Raw genomic sequence first — 16318 nt, 5'->3', positions numbered from 1 at the left:
AATTAGTTATATGCTTTTCGTGGCGAATTTCCCCGAAATTTGGGTGATGCCCCAGAAATAGAGATTACACCTATACTTTACGCAACAACCTAAGATTAGTTAATTTGAAAACATTACCCAGCATTAAATTAAACCCACTTGAAAATGATTTTCTGTCAGAAAAATGAACACTTCTATCTATAAATTTGGTAGTTCAAGTAACATTTTTCGATAGTCACGAGGTGAAATACCCTTACTTTTCTTAAAAGTTCTGTTGAAATATGAGATGTTGTTGAATCCAGCATCAAAAGCTATTTGTGTGATAGTTAAATTTGAGTCCTTTAATAACTGGCAAGTATAACTGATACGTAATTCAATGATGAAATCAGAGTAGGTTAGACTTGTCAGATTTTTGAAGAATCTACAAAAGGCATGAACTTGCATTCCTGTTATATCTGCGGCTTCGGTTAATGAAATATCATTTTTAAAGTTTTGCTGTAGATAAGACAGTATTTTTGACGCACGCCAGTTCAGACTATTTGAAAGATTGATATGGTTTGTTGGCGAATTTATATAATGAATTTCATCACGATTAATGAGTAACTCCATTATTTGAATAAAAATACCAAACTGTTTCATTCCATTACAAGCTAAAGCTTCAATTAATAATTGCTTGATTTTTTCTCTTTTCTCTCCTAATATTTCAAAGCCACTTTTAGCGTCTTCAAACATTTTCTGAAGTTCATGTACCTCGAAATGAACTTTTAATATTTCTAATAGACGATCGGCGTTGATAAAGAGTGCTAGATATTGTTGCTTCATTTCGTGGTTCTTACAATACCAGACGTGTGGTGTATTAGAGCCTATGAATGTTAAATCGCCTTCAAAATAGGCATTGACTGCATTGCCTACGATTCGATTTCCATGACCAGAAACAGCCAATAATAACTGACATTCTTTATGATGGTGATAGTCAGTTGAAAAGAAATTTCTATCGATTTGCTTAAATAAAAAGGGAAGATTGGCCGTTGAAATTTCAGGAATAACAGCAAAAAGTGCTTTCATATTAAAGTAATGGATTTGAGCAAATATAGTATTAGTTTTTATCAATATACAATTGGTTTGAAGCTTTAAAATTGGTCAAATTTGCATTATCAAATCAATTGAGTATAAATACTTATTTTATTATTATTCAAAGATAAATAAGAATTTTTTAAAAAGAATAAATTACTAACAGAATAGCTATTTTTGACACTATAATTAAAATTTTGTATTGTTTGATGAGAAGGATGTGTTAAGTATTTATACGGGTATGTAAGGAGCCTTTTATTACTTAACAATTGGACTACAATGGGGTACCGCTATACCCCATTAGTTCAACTTTTATACGATAATTAATACAATATTGACATAAAGTAAGCAAGGCAAATAGAGTGAGAGTAGATAGCATGCCCTTCAATTATGTAGTATATAGTTGATAGGGTATGAGATGTCTTATTAGGTGTAATATAAGTTCTAATTAACTTAGAGGTTAAATGACAGCACATCCCTTAATCACTGATTAAGGGATGTCTTTTTTTGTATTTGTTTGAATGGAAGTAAAGCTGATAATTGTCAAAATAAGATGTTCTGGAGGTATTTGAGTCGACATTTGAATTAGTTTTAAATTTTAGTAAGTATCTTGTAATCAGATGAATGATGTTGGACATCTCGACAAGATAAGTTCGCTGAAATTCATATAATTATGAGATTTAGCTATGTTTTACCAAGTATTTTCTCCCCAACCAGCATTGCGAGAATTTGTGAATAATATCATGATTTTTCGGCTTGATATGCCTGCCATAGGTAAAAATCCTACGGTGGTGCTGCCTCCATTGGGGGAGCAATGCCTATATTTTTATCCGCTTGAGTCCCCGATGAGTGAGTATCTGGACAAGGAGAAAATTGTAAAACTGTCACCAAGTATCTTGGTTGGTCCACAGGTGAATCGAGTTAAGTTAACGATGCCTTTTCATAGTTATACCGTTAAAGTTGGATTTCAACCTGGGGGATTGTTCCGAATTTTAGGAATTCCGATGAATGAAATGGTGGTGGATGAATCGCTGGATAGTGTTTACTTTCTGGATAAAGAAATCCAATTTATCAATGAGCAGCTTTGTGAATTGTCTGATGCAAAAGCTATTGTACAACTTGTTGAGGGGTTTTTATTGAAAAAAGCCCAACAACTCCGTCCAGCCTTACCTGTAGATAAGGTTCTTTCGCTAGTTCATCAAAAAGCAGGTTTGATGACAGTGGAAGATATTGCCGAAAACGCTTGTGTTAGCACTCGACAGTTAGAGCGGTTATTTCAACAAAGAATTGGTTTACAACCTCGTTTTTTTACTCGAATTACTCGTTTTGCAAAAGCTTGGCGCTTGAAGGAAAATAATCCTCAAATCAAGTGGACTTCTATTGCTTACGATTGTGGTTATTTTGACCAAATGCACTTAATTCGAGATTTTAAGGCATTTTGTGGTAGTTCTCCTTCGGTGATGGAAGATGAAATCAAAGCGTCTTCCTTTACCTTGGGAGGTCAATTATAAAGGTAAACATGTCGCATTGGTACTATTTTAACCTATTGCCAAGAGATAATTTTGTCACTATAAAACTAAAACATTATAGTTATGAAATATCTACTTTTAATCATGGCAACATGGGGATTTTCGACGTTTACTGGTCTGGCACAGAATCAAGAACAAGACAAAGCAGTTATTGAAGGACAGATAGATTTATTTTTTAAAGATTGGGAAAATCACAACTTCGATAATATGGTCAATTATGCGACCGAAGATTCGGATTGGGTCAATGTGGTAGGCATGTGGTGGAAAAATCGAAAGGAGGTGATTTATGCGCATAATGTCTTTCACAAAGTTATGTTCAAAAACACCAAACTCACCAAAACTTCTGTTCATACTAGATTCATTACCAATGATGTAGCAGTAGTTCGCTTGTACTGGCACATGGGAGAATATACTACGCCAAGTGGCAATCATCACAATGAAGCAGAAAATATTGCGATGATGGTATTTGTAAAAAAAGCAGAAAAATGGCTTTTGACGGCTACAGAAAATTTGGTCATCGAAGAAGCTGCACAGAAAAGTAATCCCGTAAACCGAATGCCTAGAGAGTAAATGATTGATAGAAATCTCCTAGCTAGCAAGTCAATTTGCTAGCTAGAAGAAAGCTAAAAACTTGAATTATTGTATGAAATGAGTAGCCATTTCATGCGCAAAGCCAATAGAATTTTGTGGAGAAAATAGCTCCTGAATATGTGATTCTGAAAGAAAAGACCTGATTTTAGTATTTTCTAAAACTAATTCTTTCAAATGTTTCTGTTTAGCTGTAGCCTCCTGACAGAGTTCTTCTACCATTTCATGAGCTTCACTTTTACCTAGGGTTTCTGCCAAAGCAAAAGATAGATTTTCGGCATAAATCAATCCTTGTGTTATTTCTAAATTTGCTAACATTTTGTCAGGATTGACTTCTAATCCATTGGTCAAAATGCTCATTTGTCGCACACTTCCAGCGGTCAATTGAACCACCTGTGCAAGTGTTTCCCATTCGGCATGCCATGTGCCTGTCGCTCGCTCGTGGTCTTGTATTTGAGCACTCAACAGTGTTGCAATCAAATTAGGAACACGCTGAGCGTTAGACAAAATCGAAATAGAAGATACAGGATTTCGCTTATGTGGCATGGTCGACGAGCCACCTTTGCCTTTGCCTGCTGGCTCAAATACCTCAGCTATTTCAGTTTGCATCAACAGACTAACATCTTTAGCTATTTTTCCTAGGCTCCCCGAAAGAATCCCCAATGCAGCAGCAATTTCAATAACAAAATCTCGCTGGGTATGCCATGAAATCGGATGGTATTCGAGTCCCATATTAGCCGCCATACGCTGTGCAATGGCTATTCCTTTTTGTGGCATACTAGCCAAAGTTCCGACGGCACCACCCAATTGAATATAGTATTTTAAAGACTCTAATCGTTGTTTGGCTCTTTGAAGACTATCTATCCAAATGGCTACTTTGTAATCAAAACTAATAGGGCGAGCTTGTTGCATAAAGGAACGACCTATCAGAAAAGTGTCTTGATGCGCTAAGGCTAAAACCTTCAATTGCTCGATACTTTGGGTCAATAAAGGAAGTATCAAATGAATAGCCTCTTTGCTCTGCAACATCATGGCTGTATCAATCACATCTTGACTGGTAGCGCCAAAATGTACAAACTTTGACGCATCAGCATTTTCAGCCTTTACAACGGCTGTTAGCTGCTTTACCAAAGGAATAGCAATATTTCCTCCCAAACCTACCTGTATAGCTATTTGAGATATATCTATTTTTTCAACCTTGCAACAATGCGCTATGATTTCTGAAAATTGACTAGGAATAAACTGGCATTCTGCCTGAGCTTTTGCTAAATGAGCTTCAAAATCAAGAAGATACTGAATACTTTTTTCAGAAGTATATAGTTCATTAATCCGATTGTCGTAAAATAAGGTTTGAAATAAATCATTCATAAGCGATTGATTTTAGCTAAAATTATACCTTCTCAATAATTACAGCATATCCTTGACCAACACCCACACACATCGTACAAAGGGCGTAGCGTTTGTTTTGCTTATGTAATTCAAGGCTAGCCGTTTGAATCAATCGAGTACCTGACATACCCAGTGGGTGCCCCAAGGCAATAGCACCACCATTAGGATTGATTCGAGAGTCGTCATCGGCTAAACCTAAGGCTCTTGTACAAGCCAAAGATTGAGCAGCGAATGCTTCGTTAAGCTCAATGATATCGATTTGATCGAGGGTCAAACCTGCTCTTTCTAAGGCTTTCTGGGTTGCTGGAACTGGACCAATACCCATAATTCTAGGCTCAACACCAACGACTGCCGAAGATACAACTTTTGCTAAAGGTTTTAAACCATATTTTACTACTGCCTCTTCAGAAGCTAAATACATAGCGGCTGCGCCATCATTCAAGCCAGAAGCATTACCAGCAGTGACACTACCACCTTCCTTTTTGAAAGCAGGTCGCAATTGTGCTAGTTTTTCCAAGGAGGTTTGAGGTTTTATAAACTCATCTTTCTCAAACTGAACAATTTCCCCCTTTTTTGGACTAATACTTACAGCAATAATCTCTTCCGCTAATCGTCCATTTGATTGCGCTTGCGAGGCTTTTTGTTGCGAGCGAAAAGCAAATAAATCTTGGTCTTCACGACTGATACCATATAGCTCAACCAGATTTTCGGCGGTAACACCCATGGCATCAGTGCCATACATTTTGTGCATCAGTGGATTGACAAAACGCCAACCAAAGCTCGAATCAAACATTTGGGCGTCATTTCCAAAAGGTTTTGATGTTTTTGAAATAACCCAAGGACCACGAGTCATGTGTTCCATACCTCCTGCAATCATAACATCGGCATCTCCTGTTTGAATCGCACGACTGGCATTTATTACCGCAGACATCCCCGAAGCACAAAGTCTATTGACTGTTTCGCCAGCAATGGTATAAGGTAATCCCGCCAGAAGCAACGCCATACGTGCCACATTACGGTTGTCTTCTCCAGCTTGGTTGTGACAACCCAAAATCACATCGCCAATGGTTTCGACAGGGATTTGTGGGTTGCGAGCTACTAATTCTTTAATGGCTAGCGCCGCTAAGTCGTCGGCACGAACACTTGAAAGACTCCCTCCAAAACTTCCGATGGGAGTACGGATGGCGTCAATGATATAGGCTGTTTTCATGAGAGTTTTTCGATAAATTGTGCGGCAGTTTTAGCTCTTACTTCTTCAATAATCACATTAGGCATAAGCTCAATAAGCGTAAGTTTTCCTTCTGGATAAGCAAAAACCGCTAAATCTGTAATAACCAAATCGACCACGCCTTCGGCTGTAAGTGGAAGGGTACAAGTAGGAACTACTTTCGAGGTTCCATCAGGGTCGGCATGAGTGAGGGTAATAATCAATTTTTTGGCACCAGAAGCCAAATCCATTGCACCACCAACACCCAAAAGAGGTTTTCCGGGCACTGCCCAGTTGGCTAGATTTCCTTTTTCATCTACTTCCAAACCACCCATAATTGCCACATCTACGTGTCCGCCACGAATCATCGCAAAGGAATCTGCACTATCAAAATAGCTACTACCCTTTAGTGCCGTAACAGGGATTTTTCCAGCGTTGACAGGGTAATCCATCGCACCACCACCATCTTCAGGCGCTGGGCCGACGCCTAGCATTCCATTTTCGGTATGAAGAATAATGCCATCTTCAGGTTTGATTAAATCCGCAACAAGGGTCGGAATACCAATCCCTAGGTTGACAACATCGCCATTTTTCAGTTCGGCAAAAGCTCGCTTAGCCATTTGCATACGTGATTCGCTCACTTTCTTGCCTCTATTGACCGATGCCGATGAGCCTAGGTCTTCTAAACTAACCTTAGCTTCGACCAAATAATCAACAAAACATCCTGGTGTATGAATAAAATTGGGGTCTATTTCACCTACAGGAACGATTTCTTCCACTTCAGCAATCACCAAATCTGCTGCTGTTGCCATCGCACGATTAAAGTTTTGCTCTGTCATTCTGTAGGTTAAATTTCCTGCAGTATCGGCTTTCCAAGCTCTGATGAAGGCTACATTTCCACGAATTCCTTCGATAAAAACTTGCTCTTGACCATTAATAATCTTGGTATCTCTTCCTTTTGCAATCAATGTTCCTGTCGAAGTTGGGGTATAAAAACCGCCTATTCCAGCACCACCAGCACGAATGGCTTCAGCTAAAGTGCCTTGAGGCAAAAGTTCATATTCTACCTCACCAGATTGTGCGGCTTTGACGGCATCGGGGTTACTAGTAAAAAATGAACCAATCATTTTACTGATTTGACCGTTTAGCAAAAGCTTGCCCCCTCCAAGATTAGGTTCTCCTACGTTATTGCCTATAAAAGTGAGATTTTTAGTTTGAGTTTTAGCGAGTGCATGAAGCAAATGAACAGGATTGCCTGTCATACCAAAGCCCCCACCCAACAAAACATCGCCATCTTTGACCAATGCTGCGGCTTCTTCTACCGTAATTTGTGGTACTTGTTTCATGATTTTTAAGTGATTTAGAAAGTAATCATGAAGTATTTCGACTTAAGTATTAGTGCTGAATTATGAGTTATGTGTTTTAGGCACAAGGCAACAGGCACAAGGCACAGAGTGTTAAAATGTTTTTTATTATCCATCGCCATGCTTTTTTCCAAAACCCACCGCTGAAAGCCGTTACCAGAAAGCCCAAAGCATAATCTTAAATTTTATCTTGCTCACTAATTTAAAACAAACCTCTATATCAAAATCTTTGTCTGTTCGGGTCGATTTACAACAAATACTTACTTCATGAGAATTTTTTTATACGTCAAAAAATACTGTTTCCTGATTTCCCTGCATTACGATATCCCATTGATAGACACTACCTTCTGGAGTTTCTTGTCGTTGGGCAATCAGCGTATCTCTTCTTTCTTCAGGAACTGTATTTAAAATAATATCCTTTTGATTTTCAGTTGTTTCGTCTGAAAAATAAAGCCTTGTATAAGCATGCGTCAACAGACCACGCATGAAAACCACTACGGTAATATGAGGCGCTTGCCCGTCAACCGAAGCGGGTTTGATGGTTTGAAAAATAAACTGCGCTTCTGGATCAGTACCTGTTCCAAATCGTCCGAAACCTTTAAAATCTGAATCTGTTGGATTATATTGACCTTTGGCATCTGCCTGCCAAATTTCAATCATCGCATCAGGTATTGCTTGTCCTTGTCCGTCAAGTACACGCCCTTTGATAGTAATGGGTTCACCTTGTGTGCTAGGCGTACGCAAATTCCCAGAGGCTATACTGGTGTGATTGTATAAATATTGTTGCGGACTGAGTCCATACGCAAAATATGGACCTACCGTCTGTGAGGGAGTCTGTGTCATTGATTTTCGAATGGGGTAGCGTTATGTCCTCTTAATACGATGTCGAAATTGTAGCCCAGCGCAAAGTCTGGTTGCGTCAAGGATAAATCAAACTGAGAGACCAAAAGATGTCTAGCTTTTTCAGGAACTCCCTGATAAATAGGGTCATATTGCAACAAGGGGTCGCCAGGAAAATACATTTGAGTGACCAAGCGATTCGTAATATTTGACCCAAACAAAGAAAAATGAATATGATTAGGTCGCCACGCATTTGGGTGATTGCCCCAAGGATATGCCCCAGGTTTGATGGTCATAAAAGTATAACGACCGTTCTCGTCGGTCACGCAGCGCCCGCCACCAAAAAAATTAGGGTCGAGGGGAGCATTGTGTTGGTCAACTTTATGAACATAACGGCCCGCTGCATTGGCTTGCCAAATTTCTACTAAAGTATTTTTGATAGGTCGCCCATCAATGTCTAAGATTCTTCCAGACACTACGATACGTTCGCCGAGCGGCTCACCGTTTCGAATGCCATTTTTGGTAAGATCATTATCGTATTTTCCAACACTATCTTGTCCATAAACTGGCCCTGTCGACTCCGAAAGCGTATGTTTCATTGGAATCAAGGGCTTTGAAGGAGCTCTAAAAATAGTTGATTTATAGTCGGGATATAAATAGGGAGGATGTACTTCCCAATCTCGTGGTTGCTGATTCATGAGCTAAATGATTAAGGGTATGGTTCAAAAGTCTTTTTTTCCTAATTCATGATAAATTTTTTTGGCAATTTTAAAGGCGCTATTAGAACAAGGTACACCTGCGTAGATTCCCAAATGCAGTAATACTTCTCTAATATCCGAAACGCTTGCTCCTGTGTTTTGGGTTGCTCTGATATGCATGGCCAGTTCTTCTTCGTGCCCTAATGAGGCTAAGATGGCAATCGTAATCATACTTCGTTCTCGTTTGCTGAGTTCGGGTCTGGACCAAACCAATCCCCAAGCGCTTTGAGTGATATATGACTGAAAATCAGCATCAAAATGGCTTTTGTTAGCTTCTGCTCTGTCTACATGAGCATTGCCCAAAACGGCTCGACGGGTTTTCATCCCAAGCTCATAAAGTGATTGGGTACTTGGTGCAAAAGCAAATGTATAGATGAGTGACAGTAATTTTTCTGAAGCATCGACACAAGGAATGTGTCCCGAACCCTCAATTTCTTCTAGTGAGGCGTGTGGCATCAAGTCGACTAATGATTTCACTAATTCTGGGGTAGTCGAAAGGTCTTCGGAGCCAACTACGCACAAGGTTTCTGCTTGGATTTTTTGAACATTTTCTGTTAAATCTGCATCTCGAATGGCCTCACAACATTGGATATAGCCTTTTGGGCAACATCTCTCTAGCATAGTTCGATACCCAATGAGCTCGGATACTTGCGTATTGCGAAAGCTTTCTGGAAACCATTTTTCCATGACTGCATCCGAAATACCTGCGAGTCCAACGGTATTTACCTGTTCGATTCGCAGATTCCAGCTTGTGGAAGTACCTATTTTATGAGCTGTATCACAAAGAATCAACTTTTGTACTCGTTCAGGATGGCGTTCTGCAAAAAGCATCGCCACTCGACCGCCCACCGACAAGCCAACTGGAATACATTGTTGAATTTCTAAAGTATCTAGCAAGCCTACTAAATCTTCATAGTAGCTTTGCATACCATGGGTAATAGCTGCCGTTTGAGATAGTCCATGCCCACGCTTGTCATAACACAATACATTGGCAACATCGACCAAGCGCTCAACGACCTTATCCCAGATTCTGAAGTCTGTCCCTAAGGAGTTGATAAAAACAAAAGTGGTTTCTTTCTGATGATTAATCCATTTGTAATGGATATTTAGACCATTGATATTGAGGAAATTAGCCATTGAAATGGGGGAGGTTATTTCAGATTTCTTTCAGACCTACATAGTTTTCAGCAATGGTAGTTGCTTGTGCTTTGGAGATACCGATATAATCAAATTTTGATTTTTGGAGTAAATTTTCAAACGAACCGTGAGGCGCTTGCTTATGAAATAGATAAGTCATAAAGTTCGAAAAATCCTGTGCACGCCAAATTCTTCTCAAACAGTCCTGCGAATAGCTTTGAAGAAGGCTATCATCTTGATTTTCGTACCAATTAGTTAAAGCAGAAGCAAGAAAACGAATATCTGCTACTGCCAAATTCAAGCCTTTCCCACCTGTAGGTGGTACAATATGAGCGGCATCACCCGCCAAAAACAAGCGTCCGTGTTGCATATTATCAATCATGAAGCTACGCATGGGCGTAATGCTTTTTTCGAAAATGGGGCCACTTTGTAAGTTCCAGCCCTCTGTGCCCAAGCGGATAGATAGCTCTTCCCAGATTTTTTCATCCGACCAATTATCTACGGTATCATCGTTATCTACTTGAATATATAAGCGGCTAACTGTCTCAGAGCGAAGACTATGCAAAGCAAATCCTCTTTCGTGGTAAGCATAAATGAGTTCGTCAGACGAAGGTGCAACATTGGCTAAAATACCTAGCCAACTAAAAGGATACTCGATTCTAAATTCGTTGTAAGTATCTTTGGGCAAATGCTGACGACCAATGCCATGATAGCCATCACAACCTGCTACAAAGTCGCAGGTCAATTCATGTTCTTCGCCATTATGTTGGTAAAAAATACTTGGATTGTCGGTTTCGATACCTTCGATATGCTTAGCATGAGCCTCAAAAACAATTTCAATTCCTCTATCTAAATTGGCTTGAATCAAATCTTTGACTACCTCTTGTTGCCCATAAATCGTGATGCATCTTCCTCCTGTTAATTCTTTAAAAGGAACACGTTGACGAACACCATTGAAGCTCAAATAAACTCCATGATGCTCAAGTCCCTCTTTATCAAGACGTTCTGAAGCACCTAGTTCACGAATTAAATCAACCGTATTTTGTTCCAACAAACCTGCTCGAACGCGTGATTCTACATATTGGCGACTTCGGTTTTCAAGAATTATACAATCGATTCCTCTTTTTTGAAGTAATAAGGCAAGCGTAAGGCCAGCAGGGCCTGCTCCAATGATACCGACTTTGGTTGAGTGCTTCATCGTGAGTTTATGATAGATTTTCTGTTAAATATGATTTAAAGACTGGCCAGAATCTCATTGATGAAACAAAGATAGAGGGCACTTACAGGTTTATTTTTGGACGAAATACGGTATTATTTGGACAAAATAAACATTATTATTACCTTGTGAGCTAAAAATATAAATAGTTTACCTTGAAAAGGTTATATCTCTACAGAACTATCGAATGAAAAATAAGATTATCAATTATTCGGGGCTTTATGGCGATGCACAACGACGTTGGTTGCCTGACTTTGTGCATTGCGAACCTTTGGAGGCTCGGAGTCAGCTACATAATTGGCAAATAGAATCGCATATCCATACGGATTTATGGCAAATATTTTGTCTGGAGGACGGCGAGGCTAAAATTATGAGTGCGCATCATACTTGGCAAACTCAGGGAATGACTTTGGTAATTATTCCTCCCAATACCTTACATGGTTTTGAGTTTGTGGCTGGTTTATCGGGGATAGTTCTTACAGTATCATCGTCTTATTGGGATAGGTTATTGCAAACTGCCCCTTCGATTAGCTTAGCTTTTCAAGAAATGACTTGTTTGCTATTAGAAAAAACACCTAATAACTTTCAGAAAATCAAAAAGTTAATAGAGGGAATTAGAGAAGAAGAAAATAGTACTTATCTAGAAAAAAACTTTTCTATACAAACTACTTTAGGCATGATTTGTATCGAAATTTTCCGATTGGCTAGCGCTCAAAATGAACAAAAATTAGTGAGTAACCAACGTAGTTTATCAATTTACCGAAACTTTGTCAAAAGTATTAAAGAATCTTACAGTCCTCAAAAAAGTATTACGCAATATGCTGAAGAACAGAAAATTACGATAGTGCATCTTAATCGGATTTGTCGTAGTGTGACAGACAAATCTGCTATTCAGTGTGTGCATGATTTTTTTGTAGAAGAAGCCAAAAAATACCTTTTGTATACCAATTTGAGTATTGCAGAAGTGGCATATCAGGTCAATTTTGATGACCCAGCGTATTTTTCAAGGCTCTTTAAAAAAGTAGTTGGACTTTCTCCAAAAGATTTTAAGGAGAAAAGTAGAAATCTCTATTTTTGATGAATATAGTTTTTCATTTGAGATGATACAGCAGAATGATTGATTTTACCTAAAAAATATTTTGATAAACTTCGTATTATGGCACAAAAGCAGGCTATTGCTAAGATTCCAGTATTAAATCCCTCCCAATTTGATGAATATTTGTTTGGGACATGGAAGCCTGTAGTATCTAAAGTCTATAATCAATTCCACATTGAGCGAGTTGAACATTATAAGACTCACCTGCAATTGCCTCTACAGCCACATCGTCGATTGGTATATTTTATGATTTTTTTGACGAAAGGAAAAGTGCTACGAAGTAAAGGGCTGACGCAATACGAAATAGGACCGAATACATTGTTTGCCTTACCTGCCGACCAGATCACTTCGATAGAGTTTGTCAGCGAGGATGCCGAAGGGTATTATCTTCATTTTCTACCCGAAATATTTCAACAAAAACGATTTAACCTTCCTGTTTTTAAAGAACTTCCTTTCTTCCAACTTACAGGAAATCCTGTGTTTGAATTAATTGAAAATAAGCAAGTTATTGAGCTATTTGAGTTGATTTTACAAGAATATAAAAAAAATCAACCCGAGCGATTTGAACTTTTACCTTTGTATTTAACCACCCTTCTGACTGAATTTAAATTGCAAGAAAAGAGTCAGCCAAGATCTCTTCAAAATGCTGCTACTCACCTGACTCAACGCTACAAAGATGCTTTGTCAAGTTTGATTTATGAGAAAAAATCAGTTCAGGAATTTGCGGATTATTTATCTGTATCCCCCAACCATTTACACAAATCTGTTAAAATAACTACAGGAAAATCAGCACATGAATTACTAGAGGAAATGAGAATTTTGGAAGCAAAAGTCTTACTGAGTCAAACAGATTTGAGTATCGGAGAAATTGCCTTTCGTTTGGGGAAAGTTGACCCGAGTGACTTTAGTCGTTTTTTTAAAGCAAAAACACTTTTAACTCCAAAACAATATAGAAATAATTCTAATTGATTGTTTTTGCATAATATTACTTTGAAATAGCCTATTTATTCTCTTTCAAACGCTACAATTTTGTATCACCCTTGAGTACAATACTTTAAATAATCAAAAGGCGGTAACGTCATTTGAAAAAATACTAAAATACCCCTTCAATCCAATTTTAATACTCATTAACTATGAAACCTCCTTTTAGAGCTGACCATGTGGGAAGTTTGCTTCGCACTGCGTCTGTAAAAACAAATCGTCATAAGTGGAAATTAGGCAATCTTCCAGCTGAAGAATTACGGGCTATCGAAGATGCTGCTATTCTGGAAACCGTCAAAAAGCTTGAATCGACAGGTATGAAAGCTATTACTGATGGCGAATTTCGCAGAGATTATTTCCATTTGGACTTTTTGAAAGAGCTTGCGGGGGTGACAGTGACAGGAGGTATGGACGCAAATCCAAATGCTAAAGTGGCTGAAGATGGCTTCAAACCTCCTGTTTTGAGTGTTACAGGAAAACTACATCACCAAAAAGATATTCAAGTAGCCGATTTTAACTACCTAAAATCTATCGTTACACAAACTCCCAAAGTGAGTATTCCATCACCAACGATGATTCATTTTCGTGGCGGACGCAAATCGATAGATATTCAGGCTTATCCTGATATGGATGAGTTTTTTCATGATTTATCAACTGCTTACAAACAAGAAATAGATCATTTGTACGCTGCAGGTTTACGTTATTTACAATTGGACGATACCAATTTGGCGTATTTGTGCGACCCAAAAATGCGTGCTGCCGCAGCCGAAAGAGGTGAAGACCCTAATGAGTTGCCACGCACTTACGCAGCTCTTATCAACTCCGTGATTGACAATCGCCCAAGTGACTTGACCGTTGGTATTCACCTTTGCCGTGGAAACTACCGAAGCACTTGGTTTGCTGAAGGTGGCTATGAACCTGTAGCCGAAATTCTCTTCAATGAAATCAATGTGGATGCCTATTTCTTGGAATACGACGATGAAAGAAGTGGAGATTTTGCTCCTTTGAGATTTGTACCTAAAAACAAGCATGTGGTTTTAGGCATCATATCATCTAAAGTAAAAGAGCTAGAAAATATCGATGATTTGTGCAAGCGCATTGATGAGGCAGCCCAATATATGCCACTCGAAAACCTTTGTGTGAGTCCTCAATGCGGTTTTTCTTCGACACACCACGGTAATGACTTAACTCATGACGACCAATGGCGTAAAATGGAGTTGGTGGTAAATACAGCCATCAAGGTTTGGGGAGAAGCCTAAAACGTAGCGTAATTCAACAATTTCTGAATAGAAGAATCCCAAACGGTTATGTTTAAAAAAATGTTTCTTTTGCTATTGCTCGCACATAGTTTGGTGGCACAAGTGGCAAAGATTGATTCTGGACAACTCAATGGCGCAAGATACCGCATTCTTTTTCCTCCCAACTGGAAAGGAAAATTGGTGATGTATGCACACGGATATGAGTTTATGGGTACTAAACCACTACAAAGTCAGAATCCTGAGTTTATTGGTCGTATGAGCCCATTTTTGTCAAGGGGTTTTGCGGTGGCTGCTTCTGACTACCAATATCAAGGTTTTGCCCTTCCGCAAGGAGTAGATGATACCGAAAGTTTACGACAGTATTTTGTTAAGCAATACGGAAAACCTGACTCTACCTTTATGGTTGGGCATTCGATGGGTGGTGGTATCACGGTGGCTACTATCGAAAATTTTGGTGAAAACTATCATGGGGGTTTACCGCTGTGTCCGTTATCAAGTAGACCTTATTTGCAGTGTCGCAAAGAATTTGACATGTATGCTACTTTCAACGGGCTGTTTCCTGGCATTGTACCTTCGCTCAAAGAAATTTTTGATTTAAACAAAAAGCCTAGTCCAAGTGAAGGTGGTCGCGCGATGGTTGCCAAAGCAATGGCAATCCGAAAAGCAATGATGAGTAAAGACTCTGTTTTGGCGGTGGCTTTTGCCAAGCGTTTTGATTTGAAATTGGATGACTTGCCTTTTTCACTATTCTTTAACGAAAATGTTCTCAGAGATTTAGCCCAAAAATCAGGTGGAAATCCTTTTGATAATACGAACACCGTGTACAGTGGATTTCCTGATAATGACTTGGTCAATCATAAAGCCGAACGTTTGGAGGCAACCGTAAATCCGAATATGATTTTCGGAAAATATGATAGAACTGGTAATATCAACAAACCTGTTTTCTTGCTGCATACCGTTTATGATCAATTGATTCCGCCGACTTATGGGGTGGTAAATTTTGAAAATATGGTGCATCATCAGCAAAAAGATCAGTTTTTCAAAGTACGATATACCACTGGACAAGGACATTGTGTATTTACGGCTCAACAGACGGGTAATGCGTTTGATGAACTAAGAAACTGGGTTAAATCAGGACAAAAACCTGCTGGAGATATTTGGATGAAATAAACACTTGTAGAAAGATATGATTGATATTCAGAAAGTTGTTGCTATCGATGTGCACACCCATGCAGAGGTGTCGTGTTGCCAACCGCATGACGATTATCGGAGTGAGTTTGATGAAGCTTTTGCTAAATATTTCAAATCCGATAAACGCCCCACGATTCAAGAAACGGCGGATTATTATCGTGAAAGAAATATGGCTTTTGTGATGTTTACGGTAGATTCTGAATTTAATGTTGGAAAACGCCGAATTCCGAACATCGAAGTAGCTGAAGGCGCATTAAAGAACGATGATGTCATGATTGCCTTTGCGAGTATAGACCCTCACAAAGGGCGTATGGGAGCAAGGGAAGCTAGAGATTTGATTGAAAATTATGGGGTGAAAGGCTTTAAGTTTCATCCGACAGTACAGGGATTTTATCCGCAAGATAAAATGGCATATCATCTCTATGAAGTCATTGCTGAATATCAACTACCAATGCTTTTTCATTCGGGTCATTCTGGATTTGGGAGTGGTGTTCGTGGTGGTGGCGGACTTCGGTTAGAATACTCAAATCCGATTCATTTAGATGATGTAGCCATTGATTTTCCAGATTGTCCGATAATTATTGCGCATCCGAGCTGGCCTTGGCAAGATGAAGCCTTGTCTGTAGCGATGCACAAACCCAATGTGTATATTGATTTAAGTGGTTGGTCGCCCAAGTATTTCCCCCCGCAACTGGTTCAATATGCTAATACTT

15 protein-coding genes are annotated in these 16318 nt (G+C 39.0%); 7 read left to right on the top strand and 8 right to left on the bottom strand.

Going from position 1 to position 16318, the window contains the following annotated elements:
* Positions 1 to 177 precede the first annotated feature (177 nt).
* Positions 178 to 1044, bottom strand: a complete 867-nt coding sequence (locus ACOVQ4_RS01135; RefSeq protein WP_166577583.1) for an AraC family transcriptional regulator — start codon at positions 1042 to 1044, stop codon at positions 178 to 180.
* 692 nt (positions 1045 to 1736) lie between these two features.
* Between ACOVQ4_RS01135 and ACOVQ4_RS01130 the strand changes: the two genes are divergently transcribed.
* Together ACOVQ4_RS01130 and ACOVQ4_RS01125 are read left to right on the top strand one after the other, a co-directional pair.
* Entirely contained in the window at positions 1737 to 2561 is an 825-nt protein-coding gene (locus ACOVQ4_RS01130) for a helix-turn-helix domain-containing protein (RefSeq protein WP_421818831.1), read from the top strand.
* 81 nt (positions 2562 to 2642) lie between these two features.
* Positions 2643 to 3149, top strand: a complete 507-nt coding sequence (locus ACOVQ4_RS01125) for an SgcJ/EcaC family oxidoreductase (RefSeq protein WP_283371709.1) — start codon at positions 2643 to 2645, stop codon at positions 3147 to 3149.
* Positions 3150 to 3215: 66 nt separating this feature from the next.
* Here ACOVQ4_RS01125 and pcaB read toward each other — a convergent pair whose 3' ends face one another.
* The 7 genes from pcaB to ACOVQ4_RS01090 all read right to left on the bottom strand — a co-directional run bounded on the left by pcaB (position 3216) and on the right by ACOVQ4_RS01090 (position 11060).
* Entirely contained in the window at positions 3216 to 4535 is a 1320-nt protein-coding gene (gene pcaB, locus ACOVQ4_RS01120) for a 3-carboxy-cis,cis-muconate cycloisomerase (RefSeq protein WP_166577585.1), read from the bottom strand.
* Between the two features lie 22 nt (positions 4536 to 4557).
* Positions 4558 to 5766 (bottom strand): 3-oxoadipyl-CoA thiolase, encoded by a 1209-nt coding sequence (gene pcaF / locus ACOVQ4_RS01115; protein ID WP_166577586.1) that lies wholly within the window; start codon positions 5764 to 5766, stop codon positions 4558 to 4560.
* Positions 5763 to 7109 (bottom strand): 3-oxoacid CoA-transferase, encoded by a 1347-nt coding sequence (locus tag ACOVQ4_RS01110; protein WP_166577587.1) that lies wholly within the window; start codon positions 7107 to 7109, stop codon positions 5763 to 5765. The genes pcaF and ACOVQ4_RS01110 overlap by 4 nt, the downstream gene beginning before the upstream one ends.
* A gap of 297 nt (positions 7110 to 7406) precedes the next feature.
* The gene (gene pcaG / locus ACOVQ4_RS01105) at positions 7407 to 7970 is read right to left on the bottom strand and encodes a protocatechuate 3,4-dioxygenase subunit alpha (protein ID WP_421818830.1); all 564 of its coding nucleotides are present in this window, start codon (positions 7968 to 7970) and stop codon (positions 7407 to 7409) included.
* Positions 7967 to 8665 (bottom strand): protocatechuate 3,4-dioxygenase subunit beta, encoded by a 699-nt coding sequence (pcaH, locus tag ACOVQ4_RS01100; RefSeq protein WP_095163802.1) that lies wholly within the window; start codon positions 8663 to 8665, stop codon positions 7967 to 7969. Before pcaH ends, pcaG begins: the two co-directional genes overlap by 4 nt.
* Before the next feature lie 24 nt (positions 8666 to 8689).
* A complete protein-coding gene (gene pcaD, locus ACOVQ4_RS01095) occupies positions 8690 to 9862 on the bottom strand; it encodes a 3-oxoadipate enol-lactonase (RefSeq protein ID WP_421818829.1) in 1173 nt (390 codons plus the stop codon).
* Between the two features lie 19 nt (positions 9863 to 9881).
* Positions 9882 to 11060 carry a 4-hydroxybenzoate 3-monooxygenase gene (locus tag ACOVQ4_RS01090; protein ID WP_421818828.1) on the bottom strand — a complete coding sequence of 393 codons (1179 nt, stop codon included), beginning with the start codon at positions 11058 to 11060 and terminating at the stop codon, positions 9882 to 9884.
* Between the two features lie 205 nt (positions 11061 to 11265).
* Here ACOVQ4_RS01090 and ACOVQ4_RS01085 point away from each other — a divergent pair, with 205 nt between their 5' ends.
* The 5 genes from ACOVQ4_RS01085 to ACOVQ4_RS01065 form a co-directional block, all read left to right on the top strand.
* Positions 11266 to 12156, top strand: coding sequence for a helix-turn-helix domain-containing protein (locus ACOVQ4_RS01085; RefSeq protein WP_421818827.1), 891 nt, complete (start codon positions 11266 to 11268; stop codon positions 12154 to 12156).
* A gap of 78 nt (positions 12157 to 12234) precedes the next feature.
* Positions 12235 to 13143: a helix-turn-helix domain-containing protein gene (locus ACOVQ4_RS01080; protein WP_421818826.1), complete on the top strand. Its 909-nt coding sequence runs from the start codon at positions 12235 to 12237 to the stop codon at positions 13141 to 13143.
* A 164-nt stretch (positions 13144 to 13307) separates the two neighbouring features.
* The gene (locus ACOVQ4_RS01075) at positions 13308 to 14414 is read left to right on the top strand and encodes a 5-methyltetrahydropteroyltriglutamate--homocysteine S-methyltransferase (protein ID WP_421818825.1); all 1107 of its coding nucleotides are present in this window, start codon (positions 13308 to 13310) and stop codon (positions 14412 to 14414) included.
* Positions 14415 to 14462: 48 nt separating this feature from the next.
* Positions 14463 to 15584, top strand: a complete 1122-nt coding sequence (locus tag ACOVQ4_RS01070) for an alpha/beta hydrolase family protein (RefSeq protein WP_421818824.1) — start codon at positions 14463 to 14465, stop codon at positions 15582 to 15584.
* A 16-nt stretch (positions 15585 to 15600) separates the two neighbouring features.
* Positions 15601 to 16318, top strand: a 718-nt coding sequence (locus ACOVQ4_RS01065; protein WP_421818823.1) for an amidohydrolase family protein, incomplete at its 3' end; no start/stop codon positions are given.

Origin of the sequence: Flectobacillus sp. (assembly GCF_049240685.1) — a bacterium.
In the GTDB taxonomy this organism is placed as follows: domain Bacteria; phylum Bacteroidota; class Bacteroidia; order Cytophagales; family Spirosomataceae; genus Flectobacillus.
This window is presented reverse-complemented; position numbering and strand designations above follow the sequence as displayed.